This is a genomic window from Bradyrhizobium sp. WBOS07 (genome assembly GCF_024585165.1).
Classification (GTDB): Bacteria; Pseudomonadota; Alphaproteobacteria; order Rhizobiales; family Xanthobacteraceae; genus Bradyrhizobium; species Bradyrhizobium japonicum_B.
Genome location: NZ_CP029008.1, coordinates 6374810 through 6399002, shown reverse-complemented (window position 1 = coordinate 6399002; position 24193 = coordinate 6374810). Strand labels below are relative to the sequence as shown.

Genomic DNA, 24193 nt, shown 5'->3' with positions numbered 1-24193 from the left:
CGACGGGAGCTTTCAGGTTCTGGCGGAGCCTTTCAAGTTCTGGCGGAGCCATTTAAGTTCTGGCGGAGCCTTGCAGCCGATAACGATCGAGCGCCACGGCGCCGATGATCACGAGGCCCTTGATGACATATTGCCAGATGTCGGAGACACCGACGAGGATGAGGCCGTTGGACAGCACCGCGATGATCAGCGCGCCCACCAGCGTCCCCCAGATCGAGCCGATGCCGCCGACGAACGAGGTGCCGCCCAGGATCACGGCGGTGATCGCATCGAGCTCGTAGGACTGGCCGAGCTGCAGGCCGTTGGCGGCGTAGAGCCGCGCCGCCTGCATGGCGCCGCCGAGCCCGGCGAACAGTCCGGAGATGCCATAGACGAAGATCAGCACGGCCCAGACCTTGATGCCCGCGAGCCGCGCCGCGCTCTCGTTGCCGCCCACCGCGTAGATGTGCACGCCGAGCACGGTCCGGCGCAGCACCAGCCACGAGACCAGGATGACGAGCAAGGCGATCACCGAGAGCCACGGGATCGACGCGACGCCGGGAACGAGCGTCAGCGAGCCGTTGCCGATGAAGGCGTAGGGAATGGACGGATTGAACACGGTGGTATCGGCCCCGAGCAGTCGCGCGAGGCCGCGCACCGCCGTGAGGGAGCCGAGCGTGACGATGAAAGGCGGCAGGCGGAGCAGCGCGATCAGCGCGCCGTTGACGACACCGAAGATAAGGCCGGTGAGCAGCGCGGCCGGCAGCCACAGCACGCCAAGCTCCGGCAGCTTGGACAAGGTCAATCCGGCCATCGCGGAGGCCGCCAGGATCGAGCCGACCGAGAGATCGATGCCGCCGGTGAGGATGACGAAGGTCATGCCTGCGGCGAGCACGGTGTTCACTGCGGCCTGCTGCAGCACGATGCCGAGATTCTGTCCGGTGAAGAAGCGTCCCTCGGACAGGAAATGGAAGCCAATGCAGAGGATCAACAGCACCGGCAGCATGCCGAGCGCGCTGATCAGCACCCTCACCCGCTGGCGCTTTGTCTCGGCGGCACCACCGTTAATCGCCGTCGGGGCGGACTGGACCTCCGCAGCATCGTTGTCAGGCATCGAGATGCTCCATCCCCGTGGCAAGCGCCATGATGTCCTCTTGTGTCAGCGGCGAATTGGGTCCGCGCCTCACCTCGCCGGCGATGTGGCCGGCCCGCATGACGACGACGCGGTCGCAGATGCCGATGATCTCGGGCAGATCGGACGAGATGACGAGGATGGCGGTGCCGGCCTTGGCCAGATTGTCGATGATCGAATAGATCTCGGATTTGGCGCCGACGTCGACACCACGGGTCGGCTCGTCGAGGATCAGGACCTTCGGTGCGATGGCGAGAAGCCGCGACAACAGCAGCTTCTGCTGATTGCCGCCGGACAGGCCACCGGCGGGGACGCCGACATTGGCGGCGCGGATGCTGAGGCCTGCGAAGGCCCTGTCGGCGCGCTCGCGCGCCTTGTCGCGATCCAGGAACCAGCCGAGCTTGGCGTCGCGGCCGAGCACCGCGAGGTTGATGTTGTCCAGACACGACATATCCAGGAACAGGCCGAGCGCCTTGCGGTCCTCGGTCAGATAGGCGATGCCCGCCTCGAGGGCCGCGCCGGGGGTACGGATCTCGACCGGACGTCCCTCCAGCTCGAGCCGGCCGGAAGTCTTTGGCAGCGCGCCGATGATGAGATGGGCAAGCTCGGTGCGGCCGGCGCCGATCAGGCCGGCGAGCCCGACCACCTCGCCTGCATGCACGGTGAGCGAGCAGCCCTTGACGCGCCGGCCGTCGGCCATGTCGATCGCAGCAAGCACGGGATGTCCGCGCCCCGCGTCGGGATCATGATCCTTCTTGTAGAACGACGAGACGTCGCGCCCGACCATCAGCCGCACGATGGTGTCGGCACGGATCTCGGGCTTGTCGAGCGATCCGACCAGCCGGCCGTCGCGCAGCACGGTGACGCGGTCGCCGAGCGCGTAGACCTCGTCCATGCGATGCGAGATGTAGATGATGGCAAGCCCCTCCGCCCGAAGCTGACGGATCAGCGCGAACAGCCGCGCAGTCTCGCCGGCCGACAACGCGGTGGTCGGCTCGTCCATGATCAGAATTTTCGATCTGGCGTGCAGCGCACGCGCGATCTCGACCAGTTGCCGCTGGCCCATGGACAGATGCGCCACCAGCGTCGACGGCAGGAAGTCTGCGCCCAGCCGCTTCAAAATCGGACCGACGCCCTCGCGCATCTCCCCGCGCGCCAGCAGTCCTGAACGCGAGATTTCCCGTCCGAGATAGATATTCTCCGCGACGCTGAGATTGGGCGCCAGCGACAGCTCCTGATAGATGATGGAGATGCCCGCCGCGCGGCCGCCGAGCGGACCTTCGATCCGGACCGGTTGTCCTTCGATGCGTATCTCGCCGCCGGGATCAGGCTTGTAGGCGCCGGACAGGATCTTCATCAGCGTCGACTTGCCGGCGCCGTTCTCGCCCATCAAGGCGTGAATCTCGCCGGCGTAGACGGTGAGATCGACGCTACGCAGTGCTTTGATGCCAAAGAAAGATTTTGACACCCCGCGCATCTCGAGGATCGGATCGTTCATCGTGCCTCCCGCGCACAATGCGTTGTCTTAGTCGTTCTTGTCAGCGCGGTTCACGCATTAAACAAAAGGCCGCGACGCAGGGCAAGGCTGAACACGAGCGAACGCAACATCGCGGCGGCGTTAGTGGCGCGGCCGATACAGTTCGCGCCAGGCGGGAAGCCGCTCGGCGTAGGCATCCGTCAGCCCGGCGTCAGGTTCGAACGTCTCGATGCGTTGCGGCCGCGTGCACACGGCGGCGATTGCCTCACCCGTGACAGCAAGCCGCCCCAATCTCGCCGCACCGAACGCCGCGCCGGTCTCGCCGCCGGCAAAGCGATGGATCGGAACATTCAGCACGTTCGCGAGCACCGAGAGCCAGAATGGCGAGCGCGATCCGCCGCCGATGGCGTCGGCTTCCGCAATCACGATGCCGGCATCCGCGAGCGCGTCGCGGCAATCGGCCAGCGCGAAGGCAACGCCTTCGAGCACCGCCTGCACGATCGCGGTGCGATCGGTGCCATGGCTCAAGCCATCGAGCATGCCGCGCACGGCGGGATCGTCGTGCGGCGTCCGCTCGCCCGCAAGATACGGCAGGAAGCTCACCGGCGACGGCGCCTGCGGGCGCGATCCCAGCGGAGCCAGCAACTCGGCCTCGGTGACGCCGAACAGGCGCGCGGCCCAGGCGAGGCAAGAGGCAGCCGACAGGATCGCGCCGGCCTGAATCCACATGCCGGGAATGGCGTGGCAGAACGTATGCACCGCGCGGTCCGGATTGGCGGCGATCGTGGCGGTCGGCGCCAGCAACGCACCCGATGTTCCCAAAGTCACGAACGCGGTTCCCGGCTCGACCGCACCGATGCCGACGGCGCCCGCCGGATTGTCGCCGGCACCGCCCGCGATCACGGGCTGCCTCAACATGCCCCAGCGCCGCGCGAGCTCGGCGCGCAGCCTTGCGGCGGGCGTGCAGCCCTCGACCAGACGCGGCATGTGCTCGCGCGTCAGCCCGGTCGCAGCCAATGCGGCGTCCGACCAGTCCCGGCGCGCGGCATCGAGCCATAGCGATCCCGATGCATCCGAGACGTCCTCGACGGCCTCGCCCGACAGCACCAGGCGCAAATACGCCTTTGGCAGCAGCACGATCTTCGTCGCCGCAAAGATCTCGGGCTCATGGGTCGCGATCCAGAGCAGCTTTGGCGCGGTGAACCCGGGCATCGCCTTGTTGCCCGTCACCGCACGCAAGGCGGGCCAGCGTTGCTCCAGGATACGGCACTCCGCCGCGGCGCGTCCGTCGTTCCAGAGGATGCAAGGCCGCAAGGGACGTAAGCTCGCATCGAGCAGCACAGCGCCGTGCATCTGGCCGGACAGCCCGATGCCTTCGACCGCCGCCAGTGCGCCGGCATGGCTCGCCTTCAGCGCATCCAGCGTGGCGAAGGTCGCCTCGATCCATTGCGCGGGATCCTGCTCGGAATGACCCGGCCGTGGTGAGGCGATCGTCAGCGGCCGGCTCGCGCTTGCAATCACGCGCTGGGCGTCGTCGACGAGAACGGTCTTGACTGCGGAGGTGCCGAGATCGATGCCGAGATACATGGATGCTTCCGCTCACTTCGCCGCGTCGATCCAGATCCCCGGCTCCGCGGTGCAACTGGCCAATGCAGCCGACGATGATGGCAGCATCGGCGCGAGGTAGATCACAGCGGCTGCCGAGTTCAGCCTCCGGCGCCCGCTCACACCACATCAAAAGTGCGAAAACAACCCCATGCACAGTAGAACGGGGTTTGTTTTTACTGACGAATTTCCAGCGCCAAACTCACCCTTCCGGGCTTGCCGCCGGCGCGGCCTCTTCGAGATGGCAGGCCACCCATTGCTCGGCTCCGGCCGCGCGAAGCACCGGCTCCTCGGCCCGGCAACGATCGAACACGAGGGGGCAGCGGGTGTGGAAGCGGCACCCCTTCGGCGGATTGATCGGGCTCGGCACGTCGCCCTTGAGGATGATCGGGTTACGCTGGGCACCCGGCTCGGGCAGCGGTACCGCGGAGAGCAGCGCCTTGGTATAGGGATGTCTGGGCGCGGCGAAGATCTCGCGGCGCGGCGCCACCTCCACGATCTTGCCGAGATACATCACCGCGACGCGGTGGGTCATGTGCTCGACGATCGCGAGGTCGTGGCTGATGAACAAAAGCGCGAGGCCGAACTCGCTCTGGAGATCCTGCAGCAGATTGACGATCTGCGCCTTGACCGAGACGTCGAGCGCGGACACCGCCTCGTCGCACACGATCAGTTCGGGCTCGGCCGCCAGCGCTCGGGCGATGCCGATGCGCTGACGCTGGCCACCGGAGAATTCGTGCGGCCTGCGATTGAGCGCCTCGCGCGGCAATCGCACGGTGTCCATCAGCGCCGTGAGGCGAACTTCGAGATCCTCGGCGGATTTGGCGAGGCCGAAATTGCGGATCGGCTCGGCCAGGATATCACGCACCCGCATGCGCGGGTTGAGGCTCGAGAACGGATCCTGGAACACCACCTGCACGCGCCGGCGCATCTGGCGCATCGTGCTCGGCGCGGCATCGTCGATGCGCTGACCGTCGAGGATCACCTGCCCCGCGGTGATGTCGAACAGGCGCAGGATGGCGCGGCCGACCGTCGACTTGCCGCAGCCGGACTCGCCGACCAGCGACAGCGTCTCGCCGCGCGCGATCTCGAAGGACACGCCGTCGACCGCATAGACGAATTCGGACTTGCGGCTGAACAGCCCGGCCTTGACTGGAAAATGCTTCTTGAGGTCGTTGACCTGGAGCAGCGGAGGGCTCATGCCGCGACGGCTCCCTTGGCCGCGTAATGACAGGCGGCGATGTGGCGCGGGCCCTTCTCTTCGAGCCCGGGCGCATACTGCCGGCACAGATCGGTCGCGAGCGCGCAGCGGCCGGCGAAGACGCAGCCGGCGATCGGCTTGCGCAGATCGGGCACCTGCCCGGGAATCTCGGCCAGCCGCCTCGCGGTGTCCGTCAGCGAGGAGCCGAGCCGCGGCACCGCACCCAACAGGCCTTGGGTGTAGGGATGACGCGGGGAGCGGAACAGCTCGGCCACCGGCGCCTCCTCGACCTTGCGGCCGGCATACATCACCATGACGCGCTCGGCGATCTCGGCGACGACGCCGAGATCGTGGGTGATCAGGATGATGGCGGCGCCGACCCGGCGCTTGAGGTCCAGCATCAGCTTGAGGATCTGGGCCTGGATCGTCACGTCGAGCGCGGTGGTGGGCTCGTCCGCGATCAGAAGCTTCGGATTGCAGGCGAGCGCGATGGCGATCATCACACGCTGGCGCATGCCGCCGGAGAGCTGGTGCGGATATTCGCGCACCCGCCGCTTCGGCTCGGGGATGCCGACCAATGTCAGCATCTCGATCGCGTGCGCCTCGGCCGCCTGCTTGTCGAGGCCTTGATGGATCATCAAGGTCTCGCGGATCTGGCGGCCGACGGTGAGCACCGGGTTCAGGCTCGTCATCGGCTCCTGAAAGATCATCGAGATGTCGTTGCCGCGGATGGCGCGCATCTCGCGATCGGACAGCTCGAGGAGGTCCCTGCCCGCAAAGCGGATGCTGCCTGCGATCCGGCCCGGCGGCTCCGGGATCAGCCGCATCAGGGACATCGAGGTCACCGACTTGCCGCAGCCGGACTCACCGACGATGGCCAGCGTCTCGCCTTCATTGACATGGAAGGATACGCCGTCGACCGCGCGATTGATGCCGCCGGGGGTGCGGAAATGGGTCTGGAGGTTGTCGACTTCGAGCAGGGCCATTGCGATCAGCCTCGATCCATCACAGGCTTTTGGCCATGCGCGGGTCGAGCGCATCGCGAAGGCCGTCGCCGAGCAAATTCACGGCGAGCACGGTGACCGAGAGAAACGCTGCCGGGAAGAACACGATGTAGGGCTTGACCTGCCACAGCGCGCGGCCCTCGGCCATGATGTTGCCCCAGGACGGGATGGTTGGCGGCGTGCCGGCGCCGATGAAAGACAGGATCGCCTCGGTGATCATGGCACTGGCGCAGATATAGGTTGCCTGCACCAGCATGGGCGCCACCGTGTTGGGCAGGATGTGGCGCAGGATGATCATCGGCGTGCGCGTGCCGCAGGCGACCGCGGCATCCACATAGGGCTGCTCGCGCAGCGACAGCACGACGCTGCGGACGAGGCGCGAGACGCGTGGAATCTCGGCCACGGTGATGGCCAGGATGACGTTGCCGACGCTGCCTCGCGTCAGCGCCATCAGCGCGATCGCGAGCAGGATCGGCGGGATCGACATCAGCCCGTCCATGACGCGCATGAGAATGCCATCGGCCCAGCGGATGAAGCCGGAGACCATGCCGATGGCAAGGCCGGCAGCGGACGCAAAGATCGCCACCGACAGCCCGACCGTGAGCGAAACCCGCGCGCCGTAGAGCACGCGCGAATAGATATCGCGGCCGAGCACGTCGGTGCCGAACCAGAAATCGGCCGACGGTGCCCGCGTGCGTTTGGCCGGCGCGAGCGCGGTCGGATCGACCGAGCCGAGATAGGGCGCAAAGACCGCGATCAGCACCAGCGTCAGCAGCAATGCGCCGCCGATCGCAACGGTGGGATGGCCGCGCAGGAATCCCAGGAAGCCGCGCCGGATCGTGACCGGCCGCAGAATTTCGGGCAGCTGTGGTGCAAGCACGAATCCGGCTGGAAGCGATTGCGGATTGACGGTCGTGTCGGTCAATAGCGGATCCTCGGGTCAACGAGCGTGTAAATGACGTCGATCATCAGATTGACGAGGACGTAGACGAAGCTGAACAGCAGCACGATGCCCTGAATGACGGGATAGTCGCGCCGCAGGATCGCATCGATCGTGAGCCGGCCAAGGCCCGGAATCGCGAACACGCTCTCGGTCACGACCGCGCCGCCGATCAGCAACGCGATGCCGATCCCGATCACCGTCACGATCGGCACCGCCGCATTCTTCAGCGCGTGAATGAACAGGATGCCGCCTTGCCCGAGTCCCTTGGCCTTTGCGGTGCGGATGTAGTCCTGCTGCAGCACTTCGAGCATGGCCGCGCGGGTGATCCGCGCGACCAGGGCGATGTAGACGCAGCCGAGCGCGATCGCCGGCAGGATCAGGTTTTCCAGCCACGGCCAGAAGCCTGAGCTGAGCGGCGTGTAGCCTTGCACCGGCAGCCATTCGAGCTCGAGCGCGAAGATGTAGGCGAGCATGTAGCCGACCACGAAGACGGGCAGCGAGAAGCCGAACACGGCAAAGCCCATGATGACGCGGTCGATCAGGCTGCCCGCCTTCCACGCCGCCACCACGCCGAGCGGCACCGCCACCGCGATCGTGAGCAGCAGCGTGACGATCATCAGCGACAGCGTCGGCCCGAGGCGCTGCCCGATCATCGCCGACACCGGCAGATTGGTGAAGATCGAGGTGCCGAGGTCGCCGTGCAGGATGCGCCAGACCCAGCTTCCGAACTGGACCAGGAACGGCCGGTCCAGACCGAGGCTCTGGCGGATGCGCTCCACATCCTCCGGACTTGCCTGGTCGCCCGCGATCACCACGGCGGGGTCACCCGGCGCGATGTAGAGCAGGCTGAACACGAACAGCGCGACGATCGCCATGACCGGCAGGGTCGCGACGATGCGACGGAGGATGTAGGAGAGCATCTGGCTTCAGCGCGGCGTCATGCGGATTTCGACACGCCCCAGAAGAACGGCAGCGGTCCCTTGGTGATGCCGGAGACGTTCTTGCGCCATGCCGTATAGGTCAGGAAGAAGCCGGTCGGCGCGTAGACGACATCCTCGAGTGCCGCCTTGTTGACCTTGCCGATCGCGGCCTTTTCCTCCTCGACATTCTTGGCCTCGAACCAGCCCGTGATCTCCTTCTCGGTGTTCGGGCTGTTGGGCCAGCCGAACCAGGCCTTGTCGCCGTTGGCGCGGATGGCCGTGTAGGCGGCGGGCGTGATGCAGTCGGCGCCTGCGTGCCAGCTGTGGAACATGTTCCAGCCGCCCTGCCCCGGCGGCGTCTTCGCCGCACGGCGGGAGCCCACCGTGCCCCAATCGGTTGCGACGAAGTCGACATTCATGCCGAGCTTCTTGAGGAGGTCGGCCGTGACGTCGCCTTGCGCCTTCGTGATCGGCTGGTCCTGCGCGACCAGGCACGTCACCGGCTGGCCGGAATAGCCGCTCTCGGCGAGCAGCTTCTTGGCGGCGTCGAGATCCCGCTTGCCCTTGAGGATCTCGCCGCCCAGCTCGTTGTAAACAGGCGTGTCAGGCGTGAAGAAGCCGGGCAGCGGCTTCCACAGCGCGTTATCGTCGCCGACGATCGCGCGCATGTAGTCTTCCTGGTTCATCGCCATCAGCACAGCGCGCCGCGCGCGCACATCGTTGAACGGCGCGAACAGATGGTTCATGCGAAACGAACCGATATTGCCGAGGGGATCGCCGATATCGACGCTGATGTTCTTGTTCTTCTTCAGCACCGGCACGAGATCGGCGATCGGGTTCTCCCACCAGTCGACCTCGCCGTTCTGCAGGGCGGCCGCGGCGGTGGCCGGATCCGGCATCACGATCCATTCCACGCGATCGACCATCATCTGCTTGCCGCCGGCGAGCCAGGATGCCTTCTCCTGGCGCGGCACGTAATCGGCGAACTTCTCGAACACCGCCTTGGCACCCGGCACCCATTCGCCCTTGGCGAACTTCATCGGACCCGAGCCGACATATTCTGTGATCTGCTTGAAGGGGTCGGTCTTGGCAATGCGCTCGGGCATGATGAAGGAGCACGGCGCATTGTTCTTGGCTAGCGCATAGAGCATTTTCGGGAAGGGCTGCTTCAGGACCCATTTGAAGGTGCGGTCGTCGACGGCCGTCAGCTCCTGCTGGATTGCGATGATCATCAGGCCCATCGGATCGCGCGCCGCCCAGCGCGACAGGCTCGCGACCACGTCCTTGGCCAGCACCGGCTCGCCGTCATGGAACTTGAGACCGGGGCGCAAGCGGAACGTCCAGATCCTGCCGTCGTCGGAGGTCTCCTCGGACTCGACCATCTGGCGCTGCGGCTGGAGCGAGGAATCGATGCCGTAAAGCGTGTCCCAGACCAGCGCGGCGGCGTTACGCACGACATATTGCGTGCCCCAGATCGGATCGAAATTGGCGAGATTGGCCTGGGGCACGAAGCGCAGCGTACGGGCCGATGCGCCTTGCGCGATGGCCGGGGCCGAGAGGCCGGTCAATGCCAGACCGCCCGCGCCAGCCAGTCCCTTCAATACGGTCCTGCGATCCATGAAGTCCTCCCAATAGTGCCGTGATTGCCGGCCATCGTTGGCCAAAGGCAGGTGAAACCAGAGCTCATTGGCAAGCAAATGGTATGCCACTAACTGGCCCTTCGCCAGCAGGATCTCATTGCGATCTGGGCCACCCCGGCATGCGCAGCACGTCGAGATCGCGGCTGGTTCGCGTGGGTCAGGTCATCAGAGAGAGCCGCAATCGACGCCAGCCGATCACGACGCCGGTCAGGGAGAACACCAAACCCAGCGCACAGAGCCCGACGATGAGAACATCGCGCAGAAGCGGCCGCGCCATGAGTACGGGGAAGTCGAGCGTGTGCAGCGCGCTGTAGAACCAGCGATAGGCGCGCCGCGAGGCATCCAGCCGTTGCAGCACCTGGCCGCCGGCACCGTCGATGTCGAACCAGAGATCGCCGCAGCGCACGCGATAGACGGGAGCTCCGGCGACGACCGATCGTGCGGAATAATCGTCGTTTCCGGCAAGAACGGACGGGGTACCGCATCCGGCGGCGAGCCGCGCCGCGAGCCCTTCGATCTCGCGCGCAGTCAGGAAGTCCGCGCGGGAAGCATCCCCTGCCATGGCCAAGGTCTGGACGCCGAGAGCGGAGCGATCGCGGCGATAAAGTTGACCGCCAATGGCGAACCATTCAACCTCGCGGACCGGCGACGCTGTCGGCTCTCGATCGAATGACGGAGCCGCCGTCCAGTCCGGTACCGCGTTCATCACGCCGGCCTCGGTGGGGCTCAGCTCCCCACGCGAGAACAGCCGGCCGTGATCCATCGACAGCCAGCCGCTGAAAATCCAGGTCAACACGAAGACCGTTGCTGCAAGGCCGATGAGGTGATGCAGCGCGTGCCAGCCGCGATAGGGCGTCGAGATCATGCAACCTCGCATCCTGATCCGTACCATCCCGAGCACCGCGCCCAGCGCAGCCGCGAGCAAGGCCAGCAGCGACAGCGTCCAGACGACGCGGTCCCATAGCGACCAATTACTCCGCAGAACCGTGGGATAGATCCAGTGCAGCACAGCGCCGGCCCAATTCCAGCCGCGCTCGCCTCGCGTCGTATCGAGGACGACCTCGCCGGTGCGCGACGAGACATAGACCTCCGTTCTCGCGGCATCGCCGAGCGCGATGTGAAACAAGGGTCGATGGCGGTCGAGGCCGTTCGGCACGCTCCACTGATCGTAATCCGCCAGCGCCACGATCCCGGCCCGCGCGGCATCGAGCCCGCGGCGGCCGGCGTGATCCTGCGCGATGGCGAGCGCGAGATCGGCGGACATCAAAGCTGCATCCTGCCCGTCGGCGGCACGGACCGCGCGGACGCGCGATGGGCCCGACACGATATAGACCGATCCGCCGCGCCGCTCGACCAAACGCACGCGCTTGGCATCGCTGATCCCGCTCGCGGCGACGGCGCCGGCGACCGAGATCCTCGTCTCCGCATGCTGAACCGGCGCGAGGCCCGCAAAGCGCTCCGCTTCCGTCAGCGACGGAAAGGGAACGAAGTGCATCACGATGCCGGTCGAAAACCACATCGCGAACAGCAGGCAGAACGCGATTCCGAGCCAGCGATGCAACAGCACGACCGCGCCCATCATGCGGTCAGCGCCCTACCATTTGAACGCCGCCGAGAGCTCGTAGGTGCGCGGCGCGCCGAGCAGGATCTGGTCGGGATAGAACGGATCGCCCCAGATCGCATAGCGCTTGTCGGTGATGTTGCGGACGCGGAAGGTCAGGCGGGCATGGTCGACCGCGCCAAATACCGTCTTGGGGATGTCGACGAAGGCATAGACGTCGGCGACGGTGTAGGCCTTCATCGTCACGACATTGGCATCGGTGTTGTAGCGGTCGCCGACATGGCGGCCGGTGATGCCGAGCTCCACCGGCCAGGGCGTGAAGAAGCGCCAGGACGCGCCGGCATTGGCGACGATGCGCGGCACGTTCGGCGGCGTGTTGCCGGAGAACGAGCCGCCGGCGAAATTGTAGTCGGCATAGCGCGCATCGACATAGGCGATGTTGCCCCAGAGCCGTAGCGGCTCGATCGGACGCACCGAGGCGGCAAGCTCGACGCCCTTGGACTCCTGCCGCCCGGCGATGTTGAGCGCCTGCCCGCCGGCCGCGGCATAGACGTTCTTGCGCACGATGTCGTAGGCCGAGAACGACCACTCCGCCCTGTTGTCCCAGAACAGATGCTTGACGCCGGTCTCATAGGTGCGCGCGGTGGTGAGGTCCAATGGCTGGGTCGGCGAGAGCAGGAAGATGTTGTTGGCCGACACGTCGGCGCCGGTGGCGTACTGGCTGAAGAATGTCAGTCCGGGCACGGCCTCCCAGGTGTAGCCGACGCGTCCTGTCACAGGCGCCCAGTCCTTGGTGTACGGGAAGCCCGCTTTCACGACCCCGGCGGAGTCGGTCGAGTTGCGATCGAGCCCGATATGCTCGACGCGGATGCCGCCGATCAGCGCGAAGGTCCGCGTCAGCTTCAGCCGGTCCTCGAATGAGAGGGCTTCGTTGTCGATCCGCGCGGTCTGTTGCTGCGTCGTGAGCAGGCCGTAGAAGCCTCTGACGGGATCGACCAGCGAAACGGAATCGCCGGGGAAGTTTGCCGCGCCCGGCCTGACGAAATCGAGATAACTCGACGATACCGTCGTGACCAGCCGATTGTCGAACCCCGCGATGTCAGTGTCCCAGACCAGGTCGGTGATGTTGCCGACGAGAGGCTGGCTGTGTGCGACGTAGAAGCGCTCGCGATCGACCAGGTTCGTTGCGGAATTGAACGCTTCGACCTCGTTGTTGAACCAGCTGCGTTCCGCTCCATAGCCGTAGGCCTGGCTTTTCAGCGTGAGATCGGGCGCGAGCTTCAGCTCGAAGCCGCCGCGCAACCAGACTTCCTGCGCGACATTGCGATTGTCGAGAACGTTGTAGTTGGTGTTGAAGGTGCGATCGTCGATGGTGACCGCGCCGAGATTGGTCTTGTTGTAGTTCGAGACGTAATTGCCCGAAACGATCCCGCTCGTCGCATGCGAGCCGCTATAAGCGATCGGTACCAGCGGCGCGCCCCAATAGGCCTTGCCACGATCCTCGCGATACTCGATCGCCCCCCAGACCTTGAGGCTGTCGGAGATGCGGTAATTGAGCTGGCCGGACACATCCAGCATCTTGGTGTTGGTGTCGTCGGCAAAGCCGTTGAGCGCGGCGCGGCTGACGTCGAAGCGGTAGTCGAGGCCCTGCACGTTGGTGCTACCGCCCGAGCCATAATGCGCGCGGAACGAGTTCAGGGAATCCCAGGAGAAGTCGGCTTCGTTCCGGATCGGTCCGGTATGCGGCTGCCTGGTGACGAAATTGATCGCGCCGCCGGCTGCGCCCTCGCCCGAGATCAGCGAGGCCGGGCCCTTCAGGAATTCCACGGCCTCCAGATTGGCGGTGTCCATGATCCGCGAGGTCATGTTCTGCGGGCCGATCTTGATGCCGTTGTAGAGCGTGTTGATCTGGCTGTTGGTGAAGCCGCGCATCGAGAAGGCGGAAGGCTCGGCGGGATTGTCGCCGGAGGTGACGCCGACGGCGCCCTGGGCGACATCGGAGACGGTGCGGTAACCCTGCTCGCGCATGGTCTCGGCCGAGATCACCTCGACGGTCGCGGGCGTCTCGCGCACCGTCAATCCGAGCCGCGAGGCGCTTTCGGCCACCGCATTGGTGTTGAGCGGCGTCGGCGCCGTCGCAGCCGGGGCGACCGGCTTGGGCGCTGTGGATGCAGCGGCGGGCCTGCGCGCCGCCGCGCGGCGCGGGCTTTGCGCCTCCCGGCCGGTTGACCTAGCCGGTTTGCGGGATTGGGCCGGCGACACCTCGACCGGCGGCAGCGGTTCGCGAACCTGCTGCGCCAGCGCGGCGGGCAGATCGAGCGCTGCTAAGGATGTGAGGGCGGCGGAGGCAAGCAGGACGCGGCGTGGTCGTAAGATGCAAACAGGAGACACGGCACAAAACCTCGGTATGACGTCAGTGGCACGTCACAGCGAACGAGGTCTCACCTTTGGCCTTGCAGCCGTCCGATGAAGCCGAATGTCTGTACTCCCCGACCGACATCTTCGCGTGTGACCACGGCTGACGGCAGGTCTCCTGGCTCGCGGGTCATCACCACTTCGTCGCCTTCCCGGGACCGAGGACCCAGTGGCTTCTGACGAAGGATTATCCGCTCACAGTTGCGGGGGCAGCCACGGCATGGGGGACAACGTCCCCGCACCGCATTCCCTTTTCATCCCCTCTCGGGGAAACCGTCGCGAGCATCTAGGATTACCGTCACAACGGAGTCAATGTGCCAGTTGCGGCGTTATTGCCACAGCGAACAACTTCCTCGGAGATGAGAGCATGGAAGGCGAGACCTTCCTCTGGCTGGTACGGCATGCGCCGGTCGATGGCGTCAAAGGGACGATCCATGCCGCCGATGCGCCGGCCGATCTCCGCGATCGCGCGCAACTGGAGGCGCTGCGCCAGCGCCTGCCACCGGACGCTGCGAGCTACGCCAGCCCGTCGCGGCGCACGGTCGAGACCGCGCACGCGCTCGGGCTCGAGCCGGAGCAGGTCAGCGAATTCCGCGAGCAGGATTTCGGCGACTGGACGGGCCATCGGCACGACGAGCTCGCTGCCGCCGGCGGCGCGGCCTATGCGCAGTTCTGGGACGATCCGGCCGGTGGACGGCCGCCGGGCGGCGAAAGCTTTGCGGATCAGGTCGCGCGCGTGCGGCTCGGTCTGTCGCGGATCGCAGCGGGACCAGCCACGCTGGTCGTGCATTCCGGCACCATCCGCGCAGCGCTATGCATCGCGCTCGATCTCACGCCGCAGGCCGCCTTGCGCTTCGTGATCGAGCCGCTGTCGCTGACCCGGATCGATCGCCTCGCGGCCGGATGGCGCGTCGTCTCGGTCAATCAGCGGATCAGCTAGGCTTGTCAGGCACATTGGCCTGCGCAAAAGTCGCCATGCCGTTGTGGAGCGCGCAGGCTAAGCGCACCAGCGGCAGCGCGATGGCGGCACCCGATCCTTCCCCGAGCCTGAGATCGAGGCTGATCAGCGGCTGCACGTTCAGGGCGCGCAACACTAGGCGATGGCCCTGCTCGGCCGATTGATGCGACGGCAACAGATAGGGATGACAGGACGGGTTCAGCCGCACCGCTGCAAGCGCTGCAACCGACACGATGAAGCCATCGATCAGCACCGGGATGCGGCGCTGCGCGGCGGCGATGATCGCGCCCGAGATCGCGGCGATCTCAAGCCCGCCGACGGCACACAGGATCTTCTCTGGCGCCGCGCCCGCAACGCCGTGACGTGCAATCGCCGCATCGATCACGCGCGCCTTGTGCGCCCGGCCGGCCGCATCGACGCCGGTGCCGCTGCCCGCGATCTCCTCGGCGCTGACGCCGAGCAGGCTCGCTGCGATCGCCGCCGACGTCGTGGTGTTGCCGATGCCCATCTCTCCGAAGATCAACAGATCGGGCTGGTTGGCCTCCGCCCGCGCAACCGCGCGCCGGCCGGCCTCGAAGGCAAACGCCAGCTCGGCCGTTGTGAGCGCGGCCTCCACGCTGAAATCGCGGGTGCCGTGGCGCGGCTTGTCGGCGACGATGCCCGACATCGCCTCCTGCGCCAGCGTGCCGGCATCGACCACCTCCAGGCGCGAGCCAAGCTCGCGCGCCAGCACCGAGATCGCAGCACCGCCGGAGGCGAAATTCGCCATCATCGCGATGGTCACTTGTTGCGGATAGGCCGAGATGCCCTGCGCGACAATGCCGTGGTCGCCGGCGAAGACAATGATCGGCACGCGCGCCGCGCGCGGCTGCTCGGTCGCTTGCAGACCTGCGAGCTCGATCGCGAGCTGCTCGAGCCTGCCGAGCGCGCCGGTCGGCTTCGTCAGCTGCGCCTGCCGCGCGATCGCCGCCTCGCGATGAAGCGCGGAGATCGCGGGGCAGTTCCGGGTGACCCATTCGGGGAGCATGCTGCCTCGCTTAACGCCTACGCTTGAGAATGTAGCTGTCCATGATCCAGCCATGCCGCGCGCGCGCGTCCTGCCGTGCCGCGACGATGCGCGGGCCGGTTTCGGCGAGAGCGCCAGACATGATGATCTGATCGGGCATACCGAGATAGGCGCCCCAATAGATGTGAATCCCTGCCGGATCCAACGATTCGAATGCCGTGCCGCCGTCGAGCATCACCACCACGGTGTCGACGCCTTGCGGCCAGCCGCCTTCGCGCAGGCGTCGCCCGGTCGTGACCAGAAACGGCTCGCCGATATCGTTCAGCGGCAGCGCATGGGCCGCGCACAGCGCCTGGATCGATGTGATGCCGGGCACGACCTCGATCTTGGGCAAGGGAGCGAGCCGCCGCGCGATGCGCAGCGAGGAATCATACAGCGAAGGATCGCCCCAGATCAGGAGCGCGACCTTGCCCTCGCTTCCGAGCTGATTTGCGATCGCCTGCGACCAGGTCGCGGCGACCGCATCGTGCCAGTCGTCCACGCCCTTGCGGTAATCCGCCTCGGCAGCATCGCGCACGGGAAGATCGAACTCGGCGATGACGGTCTTGCCGTTGGTCAGCACATTCGCGCAGATCGTCCGCCTGAGATCGGCGAGATCGGACTTCGCCGCTCCCTTGCGCGGGATCAGGATGAGATCGGCGGCGTTGATGGCGTCAACGGCGGCGCGCGTCAGCTGCGCGGGATCGCCGCAACCGATGCCGATCAGGGAGAGCGTGAGCATCGCGAGCGCGATGGGCGGCCGCACCGGCCGCCCATCGCCGATCTCTTACGCGGCGTTGTGCAGGCGCGGGGTGACGAGGCCGGGCGCGGTGACGCCGCGCAGCGACTTCGCCAGCGCCAGCACGGCGAGATCGGCCAGCGGCTCGATCACGATCACCAGCGCGTAGGACGCCGCAAACGTCGCGATGCTGGCGAGGTTGCTCATCGCAAAGCCGGAGCCATAAAGCGCCCAGAATGCCACCCAGGCAATCACGCCGGCCTGATAGGTGGTCGACAGCGCCAGCGCCTGACCGTACTTCAGATCGACATAGGCCGTGTTGCGCGGAATGATCCGCGAGGCGATCGCCTGGATCGCGAACAGCGGCACCAGCAGCGTCGTGACGTTCATGCCGTATTGCGGCAAGTCGACCGGCTCGAGCAGCATGCCCTGAAGCAGCAGGCCGAACGCCAGACCGAAGGCTGCGGGCGCAGCACCGAACAGCAGGAACAAGGTCGAGCCGAGGATGAAGTGCACCTCCGATACCCCGACCGGGAAGTGCGGCAGGATCTCGAAGAAGATGAAGACGAGGATCGTGGTGGCGAGCGTCCGGCCTGCGAACGAGCCGATGCCCTGCTCGCGCACGGTTTCGGCTGCGAGCTTCAAGGCAACGCCGCCTGCGGCGATGCCGGTTGCGTAACTCAGCACGAGCTTGGCGCCCGTCACTAGACCGGGTTCGATATGCATGGCTCAGATCCTTCCTGCCGTCACACCCGACGGCCTTGGCCTCAAAACGTGCAGGGCCGGTCTCCTGGCTCGCGGTTCACTGGGTTCTCCGGCCTTCCCGAACCTTGCGGCCCAGTGGCTGATCGCAGTCCCTCACCGCTTACAGTCGCGGGGGCGGCTGGGGTTTTGGGCGCCGCAACTTGGTCCGCCCATCCCCATTCCCGATTATGCTCCGGCGCTTTGCGCCGCGTCGAGCACCTTGCTTCTCCTGTGTGCCCCTTTCGCCGAGCCGGCGTCAAGGGGCGAGGCGCAGCTGGGGCGATCACGACGGATAATCCCCGGCCAGCGCACCGAACAGGATCACGGCGGCGGTCGAAGGAGCACCGCCGCGGGCAAGCTGCTCGGCCAGCTCGGCAATCGTGGTGCGGACCAGCCGCTCGTCGGGGCGGCCGAGGGATTCGGCGACCAGCGCCGGGGTCTCCGCGGCGAGGCCGTGCGCGATCAATTTTGCGGCAAGCGCCGGAAAGGTGCGCCGGCCCATATAGACCACGGTCGTCGCCTCGGGATCGGCCAGCGCCGCCCAATTCAGATTCGGCGGCAGCTCGCCGGTGACATCGGCGCCGGTGATGAACTGCACCCGGCGCGAGGTGTGGCGCCGGGTCAGGGGAATGCCGGCTTGCGCGGCGGCGACGCAGGCCGAGGTGACGCCGGGAACGATCTCATAGCCGATGCCGGCCTCGCGCAGCGTCTCGATCTCCTCCTCGAGCCGGCCGAAAATGCCGGCATCGCCGGACTTCAGCCGCACCACGCGCGCCCCTGTTGCGGCATAGTCGACCAGCAGACGGTTGACGTGATGCTGCTTGGTCGAGGGCCGCCCTGCGCGCTTGCCGACCGCGACGAGATTGACGCCCGGCCGGGCGAGATCGAGGATCGCACCCGAGGCGAGATCGTCATAGAGCACGACGTCGGCCTCGCGCAGCCGCGCCGCGCCCTTGAGCGTGAGCAACTCGGGATCGCCGGGTCCGGCGGAGACGAAGGAAACGAACCCGCTCACCGGTCCTCCGCGATCAGATGAAAGAAGGTGCCGCTGACGTGGCCGCGCTGCGAGCCGGTCTCGGCGATGACGGCGCCGGTTGCATCATGCACGACCGCCAGCGGCGTGTCAGGCTGGACGAGAATGGTCGAATAGTGGAACTCGTGGCCGCGCAAACGCGCACTGGCGCGATATCCCGGCATCGGCGCGGCGAGCGCCGCGAGCCGATAGCCCAGATGCATGCGGCGTTTGGCAAAGCTGGTTTCGAGGCCAAGCAGGCCCGTCATCTCATGGCGGACACCTTCCGCGTCGGTCAACCCGGTCCCCAGCACCATGTAGCCCCCGCATTCGCCATGCACGGGCCGCGTCTCGGCGAAGGCACGAAGGCCGTCGCGAAAGCGTACATTGGACGCGATCCTGCCGGCATGAAGCTCGGGATAGCCGCCGGGCAGCCAGCACACATCGGCGCTCGCGTCCGGTGCCTCGTCGGCCAGCGGCGAGAACGGCACGATCTCGGCGCCCGCCGCGCGCCAGGCTTCCAGCATATGCGGATAAACGAAGGAGAACGCGGCATCGCGTGCCAGCGCAATGCGCTGACCGGGCGGCGTCACGTTCAGGCCGCCCGCCGCCGGTTGCGGCGACCAACCGGCCGCGGATCGCAGCACCGCATCGAGATCGACGTGCCCGGCGACGAAGCGCGCGGCCTCGTCGATCAGCTTGCCGATCTCGGCCTGCTCCTCCGCCTGCACCAGGCCGAGATGCCGCTTCGGCAGGCTGATCTCGGCATGGCGCGGCAGCGCGCCGAACACGGCAATGCCTGAATCGTTCAGCGCCCGCCGCACCAGATCCTCGTGGCGCGGGCTGGCGACGCGGTTGAGCACGACGCCCGCGAGCCTCACGCCGGGCCGATAATCGCGCAGGCCCGCGGCGATTGCGGCGGCGGTCTGCGCCTGGCCCGAGGGATCGATCACCAGCAGCACGGGCCAGCCCAGCATCTCCGCGACGTCGGCGGTGGCGCCGGTGCCGCAGGCGCCGCGCGCGGCGACGCCGTCGAACAGGCCCATCGAGCCCTCGGCGAGCACGATGTCGGCATCCGTACCGCGGCCAACCAGATGCAAGATCGTCCCGCGGTCCATCGCCCAGCTGTCGACGTTGACGGAGGCGCGTCCCGTGGCGGCGGCGTGAAAGGCGGGATCGATGTAATCCGGCCCGCTCTTGAAGCACTGCACGTTCAGGCCGCGATGGCGCCAGGCCCGCGCGAGCGCCAGCGTCAGCGTGGTCTTGCCGACGCCGGAGGCCGGTGCGGAGATGACGAGTCCGGCCGGCATCACGGCGTCTCCGGAAAGCGCGGCTCGGCGCCGACGGGCCGATAGCGGCGGTCGTAATCGGCCGCATAGAGACGGCTCTCGTCGAAATCCGCAGCGCCAAGCGTCCTGCCGACCAGGATCAGCGCAGTGCGCTCCATCTCCGTGCCGATTGCGGCATCGAGCGTCGCCAGCGTCGCGCGCACGATCCGCTGATCCGGCCAGCTCGCGCGCCAGACAATCGCGACCGGGCAATCCGCGCCATAATGCGGCGTGAGCTCGGCGACGACCTTGTCGACCATGTGGATCGACAGATGGATCGCGAGCACCGCGCCGGTCGCGGCGAACGCGGCCAGCTTCTCGCCGTCAGGCATCGCACTGGCGCGGCCCGGCGTGCGCGTCAGCACCACTGTCTGGGCAAGGCCCGGCAGCGTCAGCTCGGCCTCCAGCGCTGCCGCAGCGGCGGAAAAGGACGGCACACCGGGAGTGACCGTATAGGGAATGCCGAGCGCGCGCAGACGGCGGAGCTGCTCGCCCATCGCCGACCAGATCGAGAGATCGCCGGAATGCAGCCGCGCGACATCCTTGCCCTCCGCATGCGCCGCGGCGATCTCCGCGATGATGTCGTCGAGCGACAGCGGCGCGGTGTTGACGATGCGCGCGGCGGGCGGGCAATGCGCCAGCACGCCTTGAGGGATCAGTGAGCCGGCATAAAGGCAGACCGGGCAGGCCGCGATCAGGTCACGGCCGCGCAAGGTCAGCAAATCAGGTGCGCCCGGCCCGGCGCCGATGAAATGCACCGTCATGCGCCGTCTCCTTCCGCGATCGCGGCGGTTGCGGTGCGATCCTGCGAAATCACGCGCGTCGCAATCAAGCGAGCTCGAGGACCGGCCGCCGCGAGCGCCGCAGCTTCTGCGACCGACCCGGTACCGAATTTTTCCACGACGAGCTTTGATTGCGTCGGCGTGTCGACGATCGCAAGCAAATCCGCCGGTACACTCTTAATCGGCAGGCCACATTCTCTCGCGAGCTGCTGCAGCGCCTCCGCATCGGCCTTGTCGCTGACAGTTGCCAGCGCGTCGAGCCCTTCGAGGCCGCCCGCCGCCACAAGCGCCTCCCGCAGCGAGGCCAGCGTCACATTACTCTTAAATCCGAGTCCGGCGACTTTCATCGGGCCGTACTCCATTGCACCACGGGACGTGCCGTCTCCCAGGAGCGGTAGCGGCCAAGCGGCGCGGCATGCGCGACCTCGACTCGCATCAGCTCGCCGCCATGGCGCCGGTGCAGCTCGCCGAACAGCGCTTCGGTTTCCAGCGTGACGGAATGTGCGACCAGCCGCGCCCCCGCTGCAAGCCGCGACCAGATGGCGTCGAACATCGCCTCATTGAGCCCGCCACCGATAAACACGGAATCCGGCGCTTTCAGCCCAGCGAGAGCCTCGGGCGCCCTCCCCGTGATGACAGTGATCTTGTGAGCCAGCCCAAACGCTTCCGCATTGCTGCGGATGTTGGCCGCGCGGTCCTCACGCGCCTCGACGGCGATCGCCGTCCCGCCACAAAGCGCCCATTCAACTGAAATCGAGCCCGAGCCGGCGCCGATGTCCCACAACGTGCAGCCTGCGAAGGGCCACAGCGCCGAGAGCGCCAGCGCGCGCACAGGACGCTTGGTGATCTGGCCGTCGTGAGCGAAGAGAGCGTCCGGCAGGCCCGAGCTGCGAGACAGGCCGCCGGCCCCCCTCGCCTCCAGCGCGACAGCAACGAGCTTTCCCGGGACAACCGTTGGACAGCTCTCAGCGCGATGCTCGCGAATACTTTCATGCGGTCCGCCGAGCGCAGCAAGGGTCCAGAATGCGGAGGCGCCCCATCCGCGCTCCGTCAACCATCTCGCGAGATCACTTGCCGCGTTCTCATCGCGCACCAGGCAGATAATGCGTGCGCCTCGCGCCAGATGCGGCACAAGACGCTCGAACGGCGCCGCATGGAGACCGAGGCAAACAGTCGTTTCCAGGCGCCAGCCCAGCCGCGCCGCAGCAAGCGAGAACGTCGACGGCGCCGAATGCGCGATCCACTCACCCGCCTCAAGTCTCTCCGCAAGGCTTGCGCCGGCGCCATACCAGAAAGGATCGCCGGAGGCGAGCACCACAGTCGGCCGGCCGCGGCATCCCAGCACGATTTCTGCATCAAATGGCACCGGCCAAAGGCGGCCACGCGCCGTCACACCCGCAAGCGCAAGGTGCCGCTCACCGCCGAACACGGTCTCCGCGTTCGCAAGCGCCTTTCGGCTTGCCTCGGACAGCCCGGCAAGGCCATCTTCGCCGATACCGATGATGGTCAGCCAGGGATCAGACACGATGCGCGCCCTCATACTGGGCGGAACGGCCGATGCGAGCCTGCTCGCTGCGGAGCTCGCGCGCGCCGGGCTTGATGCCGTGTATTCCTATGGCGGCCGCACCCGCACGCCTGCCGATCAGCCGCTGCCGACCCGCATCGGCGGCTTCGGCGGCGTGAGCGGACTTGCCGACTACATCCGTCGTGAGGGAATCACCCACGTGATCGACGCGACGCATCCGTTCGCTGCCGAGATGAGCCGTCATGCGGTCGAAGCGTGCGCGCAAACCGCCACGCCGCTGATCGCGCTGGAGCGCGCGCCCTGGACCAGGGCCTCCGGCGACAATTGGACCGAGGTTGCAGATGTCACTGCCGCCGTTGCAGCGCTGCCCGAGGCGCCCGCAAACGTGTTCCTCGCCATCGGCCGCCAGCATATCGCGCCGTTTGCGACAAAACCGCAGCACAGCTACACGCTGCGCTTCGTCGATCCGCCCGAAGCGCCCCTGCCCTTCACGGCCGACGTGATCGTATCGCGCGGACCGTTCACGCTTGATAGCGAGCTCGAGACGATGCGCAAGTGCGGCATCGCCTGGATCGTCGCCCGCAATTCCGGCGGCGACGGCGCGTGCGCCAAGATCGACGCGGCCCGCAGGCTCGGCCTTCCCGTGGTCATGATCGCGCGACCAAAGCTGCCCGAGCGGCGGCGGGTCGCGAGCGTCACTGAGGTGATGCAATGGCTCGGTCATTCTGCCCGCCTCGGCGCATAGACCCAGCGGCCGACGCGGCGTGTCTGCGAATTGCCGACGATCACCAGCGTGCGCATGTCAGCCATTTCCGGCGTCGCTTCGTTCAGCGTCACGACCTCGATCTTCTCATCAGCCGCGCTGATCGCGCGCGCGAAAATCACGAGGCGCTCGCCGCAGCCCGCGCCCTTCAGCACCGCAAGCGTGCGGCCAAAGCCCTCCGGCCGGCTCGCCGATCGCGGATTGTACATCGCAATCGCAAAATCGGCCTCGGCCGCGAGACGCAGGCGCTTCTCGATCACGGCCCAGGGCTTGAGATTGTCGGAGAGGTTGATCGCGCAGAAATCATGGCCGAGCGGGGCCCCGGCGCGGGCGGCGGCCGCCAGCATCGCGGTGATGCCGGGCAGCACGCGGATCGGAAGCGCCTGATATTGCGGCGCCTGTTCGAGCGCCTCGAACACGGCGGAGGCCATCGCGAACACGCCGGGATCGCCGGAGGACACGATGACGACCTGCCCGCCTTCGGACGCAAGCCGCAAGGCCTCGCTCGCGCGCTGCAGCTCTTCGCGATTGTCGGACGGACGAAGGGTAAGCCCGGCTCGCCGCGGCACGCGCGCGACGTAGGGTGCGTAGCCCAGAATGTCGGTCGCTGATGCAAGCGCGGCGGTGACCTCGGGCGTCACAAGCGCATCGCTGCCCGGCCCGAGGCCCGCGATGGTTAGGGAGCCCGTCATTCGGCGGCGCCCAGATGCCGGCCCTTGCCGTGAACCAGCACGATCGCGAAATAGGGACAGTCGGCGGCGTCGATCTCGGCCAGCCGCACCACGCGCTCGCCCGGCATGGTGCCGCGCTCGACCAGCCAGGCATCACCCAGCCGGCCGGCCGAGCTGAGTGCACGGCGCACCTTTGCAAGATTGCGTCCGGTTTTCATGACGACGAGCGCATCGGAATCGCGCATGTGCCGCTCCAGCTCGTCTTCGGGAAGCGTGCCCATCAGCACGGTCGTCACGTCGTCGCCGAGCGCGATCGGCTGTCCGACGCCGTTCCAGCAGCCGACCATGCCGGGAATGCCCGCGATCACCTCGATCTCGACACGGCCCTGCAGGCGCGAATGCAGATGCATGAACGAGCCGTAGAAGTAAGGATCGCCCTCGCAGAGCACGACGACATCGACCGCGCGCGAAAGCCGCGCCAGGCGCTCGGCCCATTCATCGTAGAAACCGGCGAGCAAGTGGATGTATTCCGGACTGTCGAAGGCGATCTCCGTCGTGACCGGATATTCCATCGGATATTCGGTGACGCCGGCCGCCAGCATGCCCTCGACGATACGCCGGGCCTGGCCCGGCCGGCCCTTCTTGCGGAAGTAAGCGACGTGGCTGGCGCCGCGCACGGTGCGATCGGCGCGCACGCTCATCAAATCAGGGGCGCCGGGGCCGAGACCGCAGCAGATGATGCGTCCCAT

General features: G+C 67.0%; 22 protein-coding genes and 2 riboswitches. Of the genes, 2 read left to right on the top strand and 20 right to left on the bottom strand.

Features of this window, described 5'->3' with window-relative positions; all coding sequences use genetic code 11:
* Positions 1-52: 52 nt before the first annotated feature.
* From DCM79_RS30215 to DCM79_RS30170, 10 genes are all read right to left on the bottom strand, one after another.
* On the bottom strand, positions 53-1093 hold the full coding sequence (locus DCM79_RS30215) for a ribose ABC transporter permease (RefSeq protein ID WP_257177689.1): 1041 nt from the start codon (positions 1091-1093) through the stop codon (positions 53-55).
* Positions 1086-2609: a sugar ABC transporter ATP-binding protein gene (locus DCM79_RS30210; protein WP_257177688.1), complete on the bottom strand. Its 1524-nt coding sequence runs from the start codon at positions 2607-2609 to the stop codon at positions 1086-1088. The genes DCM79_RS30215 and DCM79_RS30210 overlap by 8 nt, the downstream gene beginning before the upstream one ends.
* A 120-nt stretch (positions 2610-2729) precedes the next feature.
* Positions 2730-4175 carry a xylulokinase gene (gene xylB, locus DCM79_RS30205; RefSeq protein ID WP_257177687.1) on the bottom strand — a complete coding sequence of 482 codons (1446 nt, stop codon included), beginning with the start codon at positions 4173-4175 and terminating at the stop codon, positions 2730-2732.
* A 220-nt stretch (positions 4176-4395) separates the two neighbouring features.
* Complete coding sequence (locus tag DCM79_RS30200; protein WP_257177686.1) at positions 4396-5394, bottom strand: ABC transporter ATP-binding protein; 999 nt, start codon at positions 5392-5394, stop codon at positions 4396-4398.
* On the bottom strand, positions 5391-6380 hold the full coding sequence (locus tag DCM79_RS30195; protein WP_257177685.1) for an ABC transporter ATP-binding protein: 990 nt from the start codon (positions 6378-6380) through the stop codon (positions 5391-5393). The genes DCM79_RS30200 and DCM79_RS30195 overlap by 4 nt, the downstream gene beginning before the upstream one ends.
* Positions 6381-6399: 19 nt before the next feature.
* The gene (locus DCM79_RS30190; protein ID WP_257177684.1) at positions 6400-7323 is read right to left on the bottom strand and encodes an ABC transporter permease; all 924 of its coding nucleotides are present in this window, start codon (positions 7321-7323) and stop codon (positions 6400-6402) included.
* Positions 7320-8261: an ABC transporter permease gene (locus DCM79_RS30185; RefSeq protein ID WP_257177683.1), complete on the bottom strand. Its 942-nt coding sequence runs from the start codon at positions 8259-8261 to the stop codon at positions 7320-7322. Before DCM79_RS30185 ends, DCM79_RS30190 begins: the two co-directional genes overlap by 4 nt.
* A 17-nt stretch (positions 8262-8278) precedes the next feature.
* Complete coding sequence (locus DCM79_RS30180; protein ID WP_257177682.1) at positions 8279-9880, bottom strand: ABC transporter substrate-binding protein; 1602 nt, start codon at positions 9878-9880, stop codon at positions 8279-8281.
* Between the two features lie 178 nt (positions 9881-10058).
* Positions 10059-11483: a PepSY domain-containing protein gene (locus DCM79_RS30175; RefSeq protein ID WP_257177681.1), complete on the bottom strand. Its 1425-nt coding sequence runs from the start codon at positions 11481-11483 to the stop codon at positions 10059-10061.
* A 12-nt stretch (positions 11484-11495) separates the two neighbouring features.
* Positions 11496-13853, bottom strand: coding sequence for a TonB-dependent siderophore receptor (locus DCM79_RS30170; protein WP_257177680.1), 2358 nt, complete (start codon positions 13851-13853; stop codon positions 11496-11498).
* A gap of 114 nt (positions 13854-13967) precedes the next feature.
* Positions 13968-14170, bottom strand: a riboswitch (cobalamin riboswitch).
* A 74-nt stretch (positions 14171-14244) separates the two neighbouring features.
* Here DCM79_RS30170 and DCM79_RS30165 point away from each other — a divergent pair.
* Positions 14245-14817: a histidine phosphatase family protein gene (locus DCM79_RS30165; RefSeq protein WP_257177679.1), complete on the top strand. Its 573-nt coding sequence runs from the start codon at positions 14245-14247 to the stop codon at positions 14815-14817.
* On the opposite strand, the gene cobT is transcribed toward DCM79_RS30165, so the two are convergent.
* The 8 genes from cobT to cbiE all read right to left on the bottom strand — a co-directional run bounded on the left by cobT (position 14810) and on the right by cbiE (position 22010).
* Positions 14810-15862: a nicotinate-nucleotide--dimethylbenzimidazole phosphoribosyltransferase gene (cobT, locus tag DCM79_RS30160; RefSeq protein ID WP_257177678.1), complete on the bottom strand. Its 1053-nt coding sequence runs from the start codon at positions 15860-15862 to the stop codon at positions 14810-14812. The genes DCM79_RS30165 and cobT overlap by 8 nt on opposite strands.
* 10 nt (positions 15863-15872) lie before the next feature.
* Positions 15873-16622 (bottom strand): precorrin-6A synthase (deacetylating), encoded by a 750-nt coding sequence (gene cobF, locus DCM79_RS30155; RefSeq protein WP_257180893.1) that lies wholly within the window; start codon positions 16620-16622, stop codon positions 15873-15875.
* Positions 16623-16667: 45 nt separating this feature from the next.
* Positions 16668-17345: an energy-coupling factor ABC transporter permease gene (locus DCM79_RS30150; RefSeq protein ID WP_257177677.1), complete on the bottom strand. Its 678-nt coding sequence runs from the start codon at positions 17343-17345 to the stop codon at positions 16668-16670.
* A gap of 36 nt (positions 17346-17381) precedes the next feature.
* A riboswitch (cobalamin riboswitch) is annotated at positions 17382-17601 on the bottom strand.
* A gap of 45 nt (positions 17602-17646) precedes the next feature.
* Positions 17647-18378, bottom strand: a complete 732-nt coding sequence (cobA, locus tag DCM79_RS30145; protein ID WP_257177676.1) for a uroporphyrinogen-III C-methyltransferase — start codon at positions 18376-18378, stop codon at positions 17647-17649.
* Complete coding sequence (locus DCM79_RS30140; protein ID WP_257177675.1) at positions 18375-19685, bottom strand: cobyrinate a,c-diamide synthase; 1311 nt, start codon at positions 19683-19685, stop codon at positions 18375-18377. Before DCM79_RS30140 ends, cobA begins: the two co-directional genes overlap by 4 nt.
* Complete coding sequence (cobM, locus tag DCM79_RS30135; protein WP_257177674.1) at positions 19685-20467, bottom strand: precorrin-4 C(11)-methyltransferase; 783 nt, start codon at positions 20465-20467, stop codon at positions 19685-19687. The genes DCM79_RS30140 and cobM overlap by 1 nt, the downstream gene beginning before the upstream one ends.
* Positions 20464-20832 carry a cobalamin biosynthesis protein gene (locus tag DCM79_RS30130; RefSeq protein WP_257177673.1) on the bottom strand — a complete coding sequence of 123 codons (369 nt, stop codon included), beginning with the start codon at positions 20830-20832 and terminating at the stop codon, positions 20464-20466. Before DCM79_RS30130 ends, cobM begins: the two co-directional genes overlap by 4 nt.
* Positions 20829-22010 carry a precorrin-6y C5,15-methyltransferase (decarboxylating) subunit CbiE gene (gene cbiE / locus DCM79_RS30125; RefSeq protein ID WP_257180892.1) on the bottom strand — a complete coding sequence of 394 codons (1182 nt, stop codon included), beginning with the start codon at positions 22008-22010 and terminating at the stop codon, positions 20829-20831. The genes DCM79_RS30130 and cbiE overlap by 4 nt, the downstream gene beginning before the upstream one ends.
* 1 nt (position 22011) lies before the next feature.
* Between cbiE and DCM79_RS30120 the strand changes: the two genes are divergently transcribed.
* Positions 22012-22755 (top strand): cobalt-precorrin-6A reductase, encoded by a 744-nt coding sequence (locus DCM79_RS30120; RefSeq protein WP_257177672.1) that lies wholly within the window; start codon positions 22012-22014, stop codon positions 22753-22755.
* Here the strand turns inward: DCM79_RS30120 and cobJ are convergent.
* Together cobJ and DCM79_RS30110 are read right to left on the bottom strand one after the other, a co-directional pair.
* The gene (gene cobJ, locus DCM79_RS30115) at positions 22731-23465 is read right to left on the bottom strand and encodes a precorrin-3B C(17)-methyltransferase (protein WP_257177671.1); all 735 of its coding nucleotides are present in this window, start codon (positions 23463-23465) and stop codon (positions 22731-22733) included. The genes DCM79_RS30120 and cobJ overlap by 25 nt on opposite strands.
* Positions 23462-24193 (bottom strand): precorrin-2 C(20)-methyltransferase, encoded by a 732-nt coding sequence (locus DCM79_RS30110; RefSeq protein WP_257177670.1) that lies wholly within the window; start codon positions 24191-24193, stop codon positions 23462-23464. Before DCM79_RS30110 ends, cobJ begins: the two co-directional genes overlap by 4 nt.

Excerpts from the sequence above, each read along its gene's own strand:
- DCM79_RS30215 (WP_257177689.1), bottom strand. The coding sequence starts at position 1,093 with ATGCCTGACAACGATGCTGCGGAGGTCCAGTCCGCCCCGACGGCGATT.
- DCM79_RS30210 (WP_257177688.1), bottom strand. The coding sequence starts at position 2,609 with ATGAACGATCCGATCCTCGAGATGCGCGGGGTGTCAAAATCTTTCTTT.
- xylB (WP_257177687.1), bottom strand. The coding sequence starts at position 4,175 with ATGTATCTCGGCATCGATCTCGGCACCTCCGCAGTCAAGACCGTTCTC.
- DCM79_RS30200 (WP_257177686.1), bottom strand. The coding sequence starts at position 5,394 with ATGAGCCCTCCGCTGCTCCAGGTCAACGACCTCAAGAAGCATTTTCCA.
- DCM79_RS30195 (WP_257177685.1), bottom strand. The coding sequence starts at position 6,380 with ATGGCCCTGCTCGAAGTCGACAACCTCCAGACCCATTTCCGCACCCCC.
- DCM79_RS30185 (WP_257177683.1), bottom strand. The coding sequence starts at position 8,261 with ATGCTCTCCTACATCCTCCGTCGCATCGTCGCGACCCTGCCGGTCATG.
- DCM79_RS30180 (WP_257177682.1), bottom strand. The coding sequence starts at position 9,880 with ATGGATCGCAGGACCGTATTGAAGGGACTGGCTGGCGCGGGCGGTCTG.
- DCM79_RS30175 (WP_257177681.1), bottom strand. The coding sequence starts at position 11,483 with ATGATGGGCGCGGTCGTGCTGTTGCATCGCTGGCTCGGAATCGCGTTC.
- DCM79_RS30165 (WP_257177679.1), top strand. The coding sequence starts at position 14,245 with ATGGAAGGCGAGACCTTCCTCTGGCTGGTACGGCATGCGCCGGTCGAT.
- cobT (WP_257177678.1), bottom strand. The coding sequence starts at position 15,862 with ATGCTCCCCGAATGGGTCACCCGGAACTGCCCCGCGATCTCCGCGCTT.
- cobF (WP_257180893.1), bottom strand. The coding sequence starts at position 16,622 with ATGCTCACGCTCTCCCTGATCGGCATCGGTTGCGGCGATCCCGCGCAG.
- DCM79_RS30150 (WP_257177677.1), bottom strand. The coding sequence starts at position 17,345 with ATGCATATCGAACCCGGTCTAGTGACGGGCGCCAAGCTCGTGCTGAGT.
- DCM79_RS30140 (WP_257177675.1), bottom strand. The coding sequence starts at position 19,685 with ATGCCGGCCGGACTCGTCATCTCCGCACCGGCCTCCGGCGTCGGCAAG.
- cobM (WP_257177674.1), bottom strand. The coding sequence starts at position 20,467 with ATGACGGTGCATTTCATCGGCGCCGGGCCGGGCGCACCTGATTTGCTG.
- DCM79_RS30130 (WP_257177673.1), bottom strand. The coding sequence starts at position 20,832 with ATGAAAGTCGCCGGACTCGGATTTAAGAGTAATGTGACGCTGGCCTCG.
- DCM79_RS30120 (WP_257177672.1), top strand. The coding sequence starts at position 22,012 with ATGCGCGCCCTCATACTGGGCGGAACGGCCGATGCGAGCCTGCTCGCT.
- cobJ (WP_257177671.1), bottom strand. The coding sequence starts at position 23,465 with ATGACGGGCTCCCTAACCATCGCGGGCCTCGGGCCGGGCAGCGATGCG.
- DCM79_RS30110 (WP_257177670.1), bottom strand. The coding sequence starts at position 24,193 with ATGGGACGCATCATCTGCTGCGGTCTCGGCCCCGGCGCCCCTGATTTG.